Source organism: Qipengyuania benthica (genome assembly GCF_030717865.1).
Lineage (GTDB): Bacteria > Pseudomonadota > Alphaproteobacteria > Sphingomonadales > Sphingomonadaceae > Qipengyuania > Qipengyuania benthica.
Genome location: NZ_JAVAIL010000006.1, coordinates 24,620 through 37,335 on the forward strand (window position 1 = coordinate 24,620; position 12,716 = coordinate 37,335).

4 protein-coding genes and 1 pseudogene are annotated in these 12,716 nt (G+C 64.9%); 1 reads left to right on the forward strand and 4 read right to left on the reverse strand.

Annotated elements, in window-relative coordinates; genetic code table 11:
- The first annotated feature begins 9 nt into the window (after nt 1–9).
- Nucleotides 10–1,464, forward strand: coding sequence for a pyruvate kinase (gene pyk, locus Q9K01_RS14210; protein ID WP_305930778.1), 1,455 nt, complete (start codon nt 10–12; stop codon nt 1,462–1,464).
- 21 nt (nt 1,465–1,485) lie between these two features.
- Here the strand turns inward: pyk and Q9K01_RS14215 are convergent, their stop codons facing one another.
- The 4 genes and pseudogenes from Q9K01_RS14215 to rpoB form a co-directional block, all read right to left on the reverse strand.
- Nucleotides 1,486–2,853, reverse strand: a complete 1,368-nt coding sequence (locus tag Q9K01_RS14215) for a glutamate--tRNA ligase (RefSeq protein ID WP_305930779.1) — start codon at nt 2,851–2,853, stop codon at nt 1,486–1,488.
- A 27-nt stretch (nt 2,854–2,880) separates the two neighbouring features.
- Nucleotides 2,881–3,375: a hypothetical protein gene (locus Q9K01_RS14220; protein WP_305930780.1), complete on the reverse strand. Its 495-nt coding sequence runs from the start codon at nt 3,373–3,375 to the stop codon at nt 2,881–2,883.
- A gap of 265 nt (nt 3,376–3,640) precedes the next feature.
- Nucleotides 3,641–7,873: pseudogene (gene rpoC / locus Q9K01_RS14225) on the reverse strand (DNA-directed RNA polymerase subunit beta'); the annotation flags it as partial.
- A gap of 69 nt (nt 7,874–7,942) precedes the next feature.
- Nucleotides 7,943–12,139 carry a DNA-directed RNA polymerase subunit beta gene (gene rpoB / locus Q9K01_RS14230; RefSeq protein WP_305930782.1) on the reverse strand — a complete coding sequence of 1,399 codons (4,197 nt, stop codon included), beginning with the start codon at nt 12,137–12,139 and terminating at the stop codon, nt 7,943–7,945.
- Nucleotides 12,140–12,716 lie beyond the last annotated feature (577 nt).

Consider the following 12,716-nt stretch of genomic DNA (forward strand, 5'->3'; position numbering starts at 1 on the left):
GCGGCAATCATGAGAAAATTCGATCCGCGCGGCCGCAAGGTCAAGATCCTCGCCACGCTCGGCCCCGCCTGCACCGAGCCCGACGTCATGCGCCGGCTGTTCGAGGCCGGTGCCGACGCTTTCCGCGTCAACATGAGCCATGGCGAGCACGAGACCCACGCCCAATCCATCCGCAACATCCGCGCGCTGGAAAAGCAGTTCGGCCGCCCGATCCCGATCTTCGCGGATCTCCAAGGGCCCAAATTGCGGGTGGGCAAGTTCAAGGACGGCAAGGCAGTGATCCGCCATTCGGGCCATTTCACGCTCGATCGCGACCCGACGCCCGGGGACGAGACCCGGGTCGAACTCCCCCATCCCGAATTGTTCGGCCTGCTCGAAAAAGGCCAGCGGCTGCTGATCAACGACGGCAAGATCCGCCTGCGCGTGGTCCGCGCCGATGAAGATGCGATCCTGTGTTCGGCCGAGGTCGGCGGGGTGATTTCGGATCGCAAGGGCGTCAACGTCCCCGATGCGGAGATCCCGATCCCGGCACTGACCGAGAAAGATCGCCGCGACCTCGCCTTCGCGCTCAGCCAGGGTGTCGACTGGATCGGCCTGAGCTTCGTCCAGCGCCCCGAGGACATCGCCGAGGCGCGCAAGCTGATCGGCGGCAAGGCGTCGCTATGCGCCAAGATCGAGAAGCCGATGGCGATCCGGCGGCTCGACGAGATCGTCGAACTGGCCGACGGGATCATGGTGGCGCGCGGCGATCTCGGAGTCGAACTCGAACCGCAGGAAGTCCCGCCGCTGCAGAAGCGGATCGTCAACAAAGCGCGGCTGGTCGGCAAGCCGGTGATCGTAGCGACGCAGATGCTCGAATCGATGATCGAGAGCCCCGCCCCGACCCGCGCCGAGGTCTCCGATGTCGCCAATGCGGTCTATGACGGTGCCGATGCGGTGATGCTCTCGGCGGAAACCGCCGCGGGCGACTGGCCCGAGGAAGCGGTCACCATCATGCACCGCATCGCGGTCCAGGTCGAACGCGACGAGGGCTATATCGAGCGGGTGCGCTTCCTCGATACCCCGCCCGACCGGACCACCGCCGATGCGCTGGCGCATTCCTGCATGACCGTGGCGGACACGGTGGCGATCAAGGCGATCACGGTGTTCACGGGCTCGGGCTCCACCGCACGCCGCGTCGCCCGCGAGCGGCCCTCGGTGCCGATGATGGTGCTGACGCCCTCGTTCAACACCGCGCGCCGGATCGGGCTGCTGTGGGGCGCGCATGCCGTCGTCACCCGCGACATCGGCAGCTTCGAGGAGATGATCGCCAAGGGCAAGCGGATGGCGCTGCGCCACGGTTTCGCCACCGGCGGCGACAAGCTGATCGTGCTGGCGGGGGTTCCCTTCGGCACGCCGGGTTCGACCAATCTGCTCCACGTCGTCACGCTTACCGGGGACGAGTTGGACAAATACCAGAGCTGACCGCTGCGCCGGGCGCCGGGGCTAGGCGCTCGCCGCGCGCTCCAGCCGGGCCCGCGCTTCGGCCTCGCCGATCAACGGCAGCAATTCGCCCATGTCGGGGCCGTGACCCTTGCCGGTGAGCGCCAGCCGCAAGGGCAGGAACAATGGCTTGCCCTTGCGCCCGGTGCTCTGCTTGAGCTTCGCGGTGAGCGCATGCCAGGGATCCTGTCCCCATTCGAGCGCCGCGGCCGCTTGTCCTACGAACGCCCGGTCCTCGGGCGAAAGCTCGCAAGGCTCGATCGGCCCGGTGACCAGGTGCCACCAGTCCTGCGCCTGCGCGATCGTCTCGAGATTGGGCCGGATCGCGTGCCAGCCCGCCTCGCCCATTCCCTCGGGCAGGCGATCGGCGACCTCGGCATAGGGCAGCTGGTGGATGATCGCGGTGTTGACGCGTTCCAGATCGGCCTCGTCGAACCGCGCCGGGGCACGGCCGAACGTGGCGAGATCGAAGGTGTCGATCAGTGCCGCGCGATCGGCGATCGGCTCGACGGGAAGCGAGGTCCCCAGCCGCGCCAGCAGCGCGACGATCGCCTCCGGCTCCACCCCGCGCTCGCGCAAGGCGTCGCAGCCGAGCGAGCCCAGCCGCTTCGACAGCTTGCCCTCCGTGCCGACCAGCAGCGCCTCATGCGCGAAGGCGGGATGCGGCATATTTGCTGCAGAGGCGGGCGAGGCCATTCCCGCAGCATGAAGCGCAGCAAACATCTGGATCTGCACCGCGGTGTTGGAAACATGATCCTCGCCGCGCAGCACCTGGGTGACCCCCATCTCGATATCGTCGACCGCGCTCGGCAGCATGTAGAGCCACGAACCGTCCGCCCGTCTGACGACCGGATCGGACAGTTGCGCGGGATCGAATTTCTGCCTGCCGCGAACCCCGTCCTGCCATTCGATCGGCGCGGAATGATCGAGCCGGAAACGCCAGTGCGGCGCAACGCCTTCGGCCTCCTTGGCGGCGCGCTGCTCGTCGGTCAGCGCGAGCGCCGCCCGGTCGTAAACCGGCGGCAGCCCCCGCCCGAGCTGGATCTTGCGCTTGAGATCGAGTTCCTGCGCGGTCTCGTAGGCGGGATAGACCCGGCCCGCCGCCTTCAACCGCTCGAAAGCATCCTCGTAGATCGCCAACCGCACCGACTGCCGCTCCTCGCCATCGGGCTCCAGGCCGAGCCAGGCCAGATCCTCGCGAATCGCCTCGACATACTCCTCGCGGCTGCGCTCGGCATCGGTGTCGTCGATCCGCAGCAGGAAGCGCCCGCCGCCCTTGCGCGCCGCCATCCAATTGTGGAGCGCGGTCCTGATGTTGCCGACATGCAGGCGGCCGGTCGGCGAGGGAGCGAAGCGGGTGATCACGGTCATGGCGCTGCGATTAGCCGAGCGCGCGCGCTATTGCGAGAAGAGCGTCATGCTGTGCCCGCCGCCTTCGATATGGATGCCGTTTGCGGGCGTTCGCGTAACCTGCCGGGGATCGTCGAGCACGGCGATGATCGCTTCCTCGGCTGGATAGCGTCCGCGATCGCAGATCGGCTCGACGATCGCTTCGGTGCGGAGCCGGCCATCGACATGGCGATAGGTCCAGCGCGGCGCGACGCATTGCGAGGCGAGAGCGATCGTGTCTTCGCTGACCGACAGGCTGATCCCGTGTCCGAGGTCGATATCCGCGCCATCGGCGCCCGCCACCCGGTATTCGCCAGCCGGCAGAAGCTGCTGCCTCTCGGGCCGTTCGGCGCCGGGCGGCGCAGGTTCCGGGGTTGGTGTCGCAACCGGCCCACCGGCAGGCGGCGCGGGTTCTTCTGCGACAACTGTGGTCGGCTCATCGTCAGCGCCGGGCTGACAGGCGGCGAGCGCCAGAGCGGCAAGCGGGGCGATACTCTTTCTCATGTTGCTGCCAACGCATGAGGCAAGGAAAAGCCCCGCCGGACCGTGCGGGGTCCGGCGGGGCCATGTCTGCGCCTTCAGAAGCGGATCGCGATCAGTCTTCCGACTGTTCCTCGGCTTGCGCCGCGTCTTCCTCGGTAGGAGCGGGAGCCTCCTCGTGCTTCTCGATCGCGTCGGGCGCTTCGGCCTGGTCGGTGCGCAGGTAATCGCCCGCGTCCGCATCGGTGCCGTGCGTTTCGCCTTCCATCCGCGCCAGCGGATCGTCGCCCATGGCGGCTTCCGCCCCTTGCGCGAGTTCGGCCTTGTGCTCTTCCTCGGCGGTCTGGGCGGCGATGATCGCTTCCTGCGCCTTCTTCCACTGCGAGCGCAGCGCGGCATCGCGGCCCGAGGCGGTGACGCGCATGCGGTTCATGCCCGCACCGGTACCCGCCGGGATCAGACGACCCACGATCACGTTCTCCTTGAGACCGATCAGCGTGTCCTTCTTGCCCTCGACCGAAGCCTGGGTGAGCACGCGGGTGGTTTCCTGGAAGGACGCCGCCGAGATGAAGCTGCGGGTCTGCAGCGACGCCTTGGTGATGCCCAGCAGGATGGGAACGCCCGCAGCCTTGCGCTTGTTGCGCGTCAGCTTGGCATTGGCTTCGTTCATCTCTTCCAGATCGACCTGTTCGCCCGGCAGCAGCGTGGTGTCGCCGCCATCGGTGATCTCGACCTTCTGCAGCATCTGGCGAACGATCACCTCGATGTGCTTGTCGTTGATCTTCACGCCCTGCAGTCGATAGACCTCCTGGATCTCGTTGACCATGTATTCGGACAACGCCTCGACGCCCATGACCTCGAGGATGTCGTGGGGGTTGGGCGAGCCCGAGATGAGCGTGTCGCCCTTCTTGACGAAGTCGCCTTCCTGGACGTCGATCACCTTGGTCTTGGGGACCAGATACTCCACCGCATCCCCTTCCTCGGGGACGATCGCGATCTTGCGCTTGGCCTTGTATTCGCGAACGAATTCGATCTTGCCCGAGATTTTGGCGATCACCGAGATGTCCTTGGGCAGACGCGCCTCGAACAGTTCGGCGACGCGCGGCAGACCGCCGGTGATGTCGCGCGTCTTGGCGGCTTCGCGGCTGGCACGGGCGAGAATGTCGCCCGCTTCGACCCGCTGGCCGTCCTCGACCGACATCGTCGTGCCCGGGGCGAGCATGTAGCGCGCCGCTTCGGTCTCGTCGCCCGCCTCGTTGAGCAGCGTCAGTCGCGGACGCAGATCCTCGTTGCGCTTGCGACCGGTGGCGCGGTTCTCGGTCACCACGCGCTGGGCGATACCGGTGGCATCGTCGACGCGCTCTTCCAGGGTCGTGCCTTCGACCAGATCCTGGAAGCGGACCACGCCGCTCTGCTCGGTGATGATCGGCAGCGAGAACGGATCCCATTCCGCCAGACGATCGCCTTCCTTCACCTGCTCGCCATCCTTGTGCATCAGCACGGTACCATAGGGCACCTTGTGGATTTCGCGCTCGCGGCCCTCGGCGTCGATCACCGCCAGCTCGCCATTGCGGGCGAGGCTGAGGATGCGGCCGCGCTTGTCGACGATGGTCGGCATGTCGCGATAGACGATCTTGCCCGAGGAGATCGATTCCAGATGGCTGGTCTCGTTGAGCTGGGCGGCGCCGCCGATGTGGAAGGTCCGCATCGTCAGCTGGGTGCCCGGTTCGCCGATCGACTGCGCCGCGATCACGCCGACGGCCTCGCCGATGTTGACCGGCGTACCGCGGGCCAGATCACGTCCGTAGCACTTGCCGCAGACGCCCTGATCGGCTTCGCAGACCAGCGGCGAACGGATCTTGGCGACCTGCGTTTCGGCAGCCTCGATTTCCTTCACCATCGGCTCGTCGAGCAGCGTGCCCGCCTTGACGATCACTTCGCCGGTCGCCGCGTTGACGATGTCTTCCGCGATGGTCCGCCCCAGGATGCGCTCGCCGAGCGAGGCGATGATCGAACCGCCCTGCACGATGGCGCGCATTTCCAGCGCGTTCTGGGTCTTGCAATCCTCTTCGACGATCACGCAATCCTGCGACACATCGACCAGACGACGGGTCAGATAGCCCGAGTTGGCGGTCTTCAACGCCGTATCCGCGAGACCCTTGCGGGCGCCGTGGGTGGAGTTGAAGTATTCGAGGACGTTGAGACCTTCCTTGAAGTTCGAGATGATCGGGTTTTCGATGATCTCGCCCGACGGCTTGGCCATCAGCCCGCGCATACCGGCGAGCTGCTTCATCTGCGCGGGGCTGCCACGCGCACCGGAGTGGCTCATCATGTAGATCGAGTTGATCTGCGCCTGCTTGCCGTCGTCGCCGATCGGCTGCGAGCGGATCTCTTCCATCATCGCCTCGGCCACCACGTCGCCGCAACGGCTCCAGGCGTCGATCACCTTGTTGTACTTCTCTTGCTGGGTGATCAGGCCGTCCTGATACTGCTGCTCGTAATCGGCAACCAGATCCTTGGTGTCCTCGACCGTCTTGTCCTTGGAATCGGGGATGATCATGTCATCCTTGCCGAAGGAGATGCCGGCCTTGAACGCGTGGCGGAAGCCCAGCACCATGATGGCGTCGGCGAACAGCACCGTGTCCTTCTGGCCGGTGTGGCGATAGACCTGATCGATGACATCGCCGATTTCCTTCTTGGTCAGAAGGCGGTTGATGATGTCGTAGGGAACCTTGTGGTTCTTGGGCAGGCATTCGCCGATCAGCATGCGTCCCGGCGTGGTCTCGAACCGGGTCATCGACACATTGCCCTTTTCATCGGCCTGCGGAACGCGGGCGATGACCTTGGTGTGCAGCGTGACCGCCTTGGTCTCGAGCGCGTGGTGCACTTCGGCCATGTCCGAGAACATCGGCAGCTTCTCGACCTTGGCACCATCGCCGTTCTCGATGAACTCGGGAGTCTTCTCCTGCCGCTCCATCGAGAGATAGTAGAGACCCAGCACCATGTCCTGCGACGGAACGATGATCGGCTTGCCGTTGGCGGGCGAGAGGATGTTGTTGGTCGACATCATCAGGACGCGCGCTTCCAGCTGCGCCTCGAGGCTCAGCGGGACGTGGACGGCCATCTGATCGCCGTCGAAGTCGGCGTTGAAGGCCGAGCAGACCAGCGGGTGCAACTGGATCGCCTTGCCCTCGATCAGCACGGGTTCGAATGCCTGGATGCCGAGACGGTGGAGCGTCGGCGCGCGGTTCAGCAGCACCGGATGCTCGCGGATCACCTCGTCGAGGATGTCCCAGACTTCCTTGCGCTCCTTCTCGACCCACTTCTTGGCCTGCTTGAGGGTCATCGACAGACCCTTGGCGTCGAGCCGGGCGTAGATGAACGGCTTGAACAATTCGAGCGCCATCTTCTTGGGCAGGCCGCATTGGTGCAGCTTGAGCTCCGGACCGGTGACGATGACCGAACGACCCGAATAGTCGACGCGCTTGCCGAGCAGGTTCTGGCGGAAGCGGCCCTGCTTGCCCTTGAGCATGTCGCTGAGCGATTTGAGCGGACGCTTGTTGGCGCCGGTGATCACGCGGCCGCGGCGGCCGTTGTCGAACAGCGCATCGACGGCTTCCTGCAGCATGCGCTTCTCGTTGCGGACGATGATGTCCGGCGCGCGCAGCTCGATCAGGCGCTTCAACCGGTTGTTGCGGTTGATGACCCGGCGATACAGATCGTTGAGATCCGACGTCGCGAAGCGGCCGCCGTCGAGCGGCACCAGCGGGCGCAGCTCGGGCGGGATCACGGGGATCACCTCGAGGATCATCCACTCGGGGCGGTTGCCCGAATCGATGAAGCTCTCGACGACCTTGAGGCGCTTGATGATCTTCTTGGGCTTGAGCGTGGACTTGGTGGTCTCGAGCTCCTGCAGCAGATCGGCGCGCTCCTGCTCGAGGTCGAGATCCATCAGCATGGTCTTGACCGCGGCAGCGCCGATATCGGCGGTGAAGGCGTCCTCGCCATATTCGTCCTGCGCATCGAGGAGCTCGTCCTCGGTCATCAGCTGGAACTTCTCGAGCGGCGTCAGGCCCGGCTCGGTGACGATGTAGCTCTCGAAATAGAGCACGCGCTCGAGCTGCTTCAACTGCATGTCGAGCAGCAGGCCGATGCGGCTAGGCAGCGATTTCAGGAACCAGATGTGAGCGACCGGAGCGGCGAGCTCGATATGGCCCATCCGCTCGCGGCGGACCTTGGTCACGGTCACTTCGACGCCGCACTTCTCGCAGACGACGCCCTTGTATTTCATGCGCTTGTACTTGCCGCACAGGCACTCGTAATCCTTCACCGGACCGAAGATCCGCGCGCAGAACAACCCGTCGCGCTCGGGCTTGAACGTGCGGTAGTTGATGGTCTCGGGCTTCTTGATCTCGCCGAAGCTCCACGAACGGATCCGTTCGGGCGAAGCGATCCCGATCTGGATCTGGTCGAAGGTTTCCGGCTTGGCGAGCTGGTTGGTGAATTTGGTCAGTTCGTTCATGACAATTCCCTAGCGGGTGAATTTCGTACGGACGGAAGGGGTGGGCCGGCCCTGAGACCGGCCCCTTTCCTATTGCGCCGCGATCTGCAGGCCGTCGTCGTCCTCGTCCTCGTTGATCGAGGAGAGTTCGACGTTGAGGCCCAGGCTGCGCATTTCCTTGACGAGCACGTTGAAGCTCTCCGGGATGCCGGCCTCGAAGGTGTCGTCGCCCTTGACGATCGCCTCGTAGACCTTGGTCCGACCGATCACGTCGTCCGACTTGACGGTGAGGATTTCCTGCAGCGTGTAGGCGGCGCCGTAGGCCTGGAGCGCCCAGACCTCCATCTCGCCGAAGCGCTGGCCGCCGAACTGCGCCTTGCCGCCCAGCGGCTGCTGGGTGACGAGGCTGTAGGGGCCGATCGAACGCGCGTGGATCTTGTCGTCCACGAGGTGGTGCAGCTTGAGCATGTAGATGATGCCCACGGTGACCTTGCGGTCGAACGCCTCGCCGGTACGGCCGTCGTAAAGGACCGACTGGCCCGATCCGTCGAGCCCGGCCTGCTGGAGCTGGGTGGTGACATCGCCTTCGCGTGCGCCGTCGAACACCGGGGTGCCCATGGGCACGCCGAGATAGAGATTGCTGGCGAGTTCGACCACTTCCTCGTCCGACCGCGTGTCGATCGTGTCGTGGTAGCTTTCGCCATAGACCTCTTTCAGCTTCGCGCGGACCGCCTCGGGCGGCTGGGCCGCTTCCGGATCGGGATTGGCTTCGCGCCATTCCGCCAGCGAGCGGGTGACCTGCTGGCCGAACTCGCGCGCCGCCATCCCGAGATGCGTCTCGAAGATCTGGCCCACGTTCATGCGCGACGGCACGCCGAGCGGGTTGAGCACGACGTCGACCGGGGTCCCGTCCTCGAGGAAGGGCATGTCCTCCTGCGGCAGGATGCGCGAAATCACACCCTTATTGCCGTGGCGACCGGCCATCTTGTCGCCCGGCTGCAGCTTGCGCTTCACCGCGACGAAGACCTTGACCATCTTGAGCACGCCCGGGGCGAGCTCATCGCCGCGCTCGAGCTTTTCCTTGCGGTCCTCGAACTTGGCATCGATGATCTTGACGGCTTCGTCATATTGCGACTTCACCGCCTCGATCTGCGTCTGGCGCTGATCGTCGGCCACCGCGAACTTGAACCATTCGTGCTGGTCGATCCCTTCGAGCAGTTCCTCGTCGATCGCGACGCCCTTCTTGACGCCCTTGGGCGCGGCGGAAGCGGTCTGGCCCAGCAGCATGTCGCGCAGGCGGTTGTAGGTCGCCCGGTTGAGGATGGCGCGTTCGTCGGCGGCATCCTTGCGCAGATGCTCGATCTCCTCGTTCTGGATCGCGCGGGTACGGTCGTCGATTTCGATGCCGTGACGGTTGAACACCCGCACCTCGACCACCGTGCCGGCAACGCCGGGGGGCAGACGCAGCGAGGTGTCGCGCACGTCCGAGGCCTTTTCGCCAAAGATGGCGCGCAGGAGCTTTTCTTCCGGCGTCATCGGGCTCTCGCCCTTGGGGGTGATCTTGCCCGCCAGAATGTCGCCCGGATGCACTTCGGCGCCGATATAGACGATGCCCGCCTCGTCGAGGTTGCGCAGCGCTTCCTCGCCGACATTGGGAATATCGCGGGTGATGTCTTCCGGCCCCAATTTGGTGTCGCGCGCCATGACTTCGAATTCCTCGATATGGATCGAGGTGAAGACGTCGTCCTTCACGATACGTTCGGAGATGAGGATGGAGTCCTCGTAATTGTAGCCGTTCCAGGGCATGAAGGCGACGAGGCTGTTCTTGCCCAGCGCCAGCTCGCCCAGATCGGTCGAGGGACCGTCGGCGATGACATCGCCCGGCTCGACCGTCTCGCCCACCTTCACCAGCGGACGCTGGTTGATGCAGGTGTTCTGGTTCGAACGCTGGAACTTCTGCAGCGTATAGATATCGACCCCCGACTGGCCGGGTTCGACATCGCCGATCGCCCGGATGACGATGCGCGTGGCATCGACCTGGTCGACCACACCGCCGCGCGTGGCGGCGATCGCGGCACCCGAATCGCGCGCCACGGTCTCTTCCATGCCGGTGCCCACGAAGGGCGCCTCGGCCTTGACCAGCGGCACGGCCTGGCGCTGCATGTTCGAGCCCATCAGCGCGCGGTTGGCGTCATCGTTTTCCAGGAAGGGAATGAGCGATGCGGCGACCGAGACGAGCTGCTTGGGGCTGACGTCCATCAGCGTGACCGTTTCGCTGGGCGCCATGAGGTTGTCGCCGTTCTGGCGGGCGGAGGTCAGCTCTTCGGCGAAGCTGCCGTCGTCGTTCAGCTCGGCCGAAGCCTGCGCCACGGTGTGCTTCTGCTCTTCCATTGCCGAAAGGTAGATCACCTCGCTGGTGACCTTGCCGTCCACGACGGTGCGGTACGGCGTCTCGATGAAGCCATACTTGTTGACGCGGGCAAAGGTGCTGAGCGAGTTGATCAGACCGATGTTCGGGCCTTCGGGAGTCTCGATCGGGCAGATCCGGCCATAGTGGGTCGGGTGAACGTCGCGGACTTCGAAGCCCGCACGCTCGCGGGTGAGACCGCCCGGCCCGAGCGCCGAGACACGACGCTTGTGCGTCACTTCGGAGAGCGGGTTGGTCTGATCCATGAACTGCGACAGCTGCGACGAACCGAAGAACTCGCGCACCGCGGCGACCGCAGGCTTGGCGTTGATCAGGTCGTTGGGCATCACGGTCGAGACGTCGACCGAGCTCATCCGCTCCTTCACCGCGCGCTCCATACGCAGCAGGCCGACGCGGTACTGGTTCTCGAGCAGCTCGCCGACCGAGCGCACCCGGCGGTTGCCGAGGTTGTCGATGTCGTCGACATCGCCCTTGCCGTCCTTGAGGTTCACCAGCTCCTTGACGACCGCGAGGATGTCTTCCTTGCGCAGCGTCGTGACGGTGTCCTCGGCATCGAGCTCGAGCCGCATGTTGAGCTTGACGCGGCCGACGGCCGACAGGTCGTAACGATCCGCATCGAAGAACAGGCCTTCGAACAGCGCTTCGGCGGTTTCCTTCGTCGGCGGTTCGCCCGGACGCATGACCTTGTAGATGGCCTCGAGGCCTTCTTCGCGGTTCTCGGCCTTGTCGACCTGGAGCGTGTTGCGCATCCACGGGCCGACATTGACGTGATCGATGTCGAGCAGCTCGATGCTGTCGATCCCGGCCTTGTCGAGCGCCTCGAGGTTCTCGGCGGAGACTTCCTCGCCCGCCTCGATGTAGATGCGGCCGGTCTTCTCGTCGATCAGGTCATGCGCGGAATAGCGCGCGAAGATTTCCTCGGTCGGGAGCAGCAGCGTCTCGAGACCGTCCTTGGCGGCCTTGTTGGCGGCGCGCGGGCTGATCTTCTGGCTGGCGGGGAAGACTTCCTCGCCGGTCTTGGCGTCGATCAGCGGGAAGGCCGGCTTCTGGCCGCGCCACTGGTCGGCCTGGAAGGGAATTTCCCAGCCGTCCTTGGCGCGCTTCCAGGTGACCTTGTCGTAGAAGACATCGAGGATTTCCTCGCTGTCGAGACCCAGCCCGAACAGCAGCGAGGTGACCGGCAGCTTGCGCTTGCGGTCGATGCGGACGTTGACGACGTCCTTGGCATCGAACTCGAAATCGAGCCAGCTGCCGCGATAGGGAATGATCCGCGCCGCGAACAGCAGCTTGCCCGAAGAATGGGTCTTGCCGCGATCGTGATCGAACAGCACGCCCGGCGAACGGTGCATCTGGCTGACGATGACGCGTTCGGTGCCGTTGACGATGAAGGTGCCATTGCCGGTCATGAGCGGCATGTCGCCCATGTAGACGTCCTGCTCCTTGATATCGAGCACCGAGCGGGTCTCGGTTTCCTGATCCACCTCGAACACGATGAGGCGCAGCGTCACCTTCATCGGCGCGGCGTAGGTGATCCCGCGCTGGCGGCATTCGGTGGTGTCGTATTTGGGCGGCTCGAGCTCGTAATGGACGAAGTCCAATTCGGCGGTGCCGGCAAAATCGCGAATCGGGAAGACCGAGCGCAGCGTCTTTTCCAGACCGGAGACGTAATCGGTCTCCTTGTCGGAACGCAGGAACTGCTCGTAGCTTTCGCGCTGGACCTCGATCAAATTGGGCATCTCGACCACTTCGTGGGCATCGCCGAAGATCTTGCGGATGCGGCGCTTGGCCGTGCCCGAGGTTGCGGAACGGGCCGTGGTCTTGCCGGCGCTCTTTTGCGGGGCATTCGCCTTGGTAGCCATAAGGGGAGTGTCGCCTTTGCCTTGATGCCGGGCCTGCGCAGGATGCGCGCCGACAGGTTTCATGTCTCGTGGGCGTGGAGAACCACAGCGACGCCAAGCGGCCGCAGCGAGGATGCACCGGCTCCGGTGCTGCTGCAGCTCCTGTATGGGCATCGCGATATGGAAACGCCGCTTCCTATCCCGTGACCGATTCCCGCGCATGAATCGGCCCTGCTCGAAGCGGGCGGTTGCGGCGTATATAGGCAAGACCCCCGTTGGCGTCAACGGCCCGGCCAGGCGCACCACCCGGGCTCTGGCTGTGGCTCGGGCGCATGCGTTCGCGCAGGGTCGCTTTTCGCTTTCCTACACGCGCGCGAAGAGAGATCGTTTTCCGCCGGCCCCTACCGGCCTTTCGCAAAACCGCCCCTCAACCCGCGACACGATCGGAACAGACGCACCTGCACCCCCCTTACCCCCTGACCGTCACCCTGTGCCACACAAACCCTTGGCAACTCGGATGAATTTCTTGCCCGCCGGGTGACACCGCTGTCACCCTGTGTCACCCGGCCCGGCGAATTATTCTCGATAAGCGATGTCT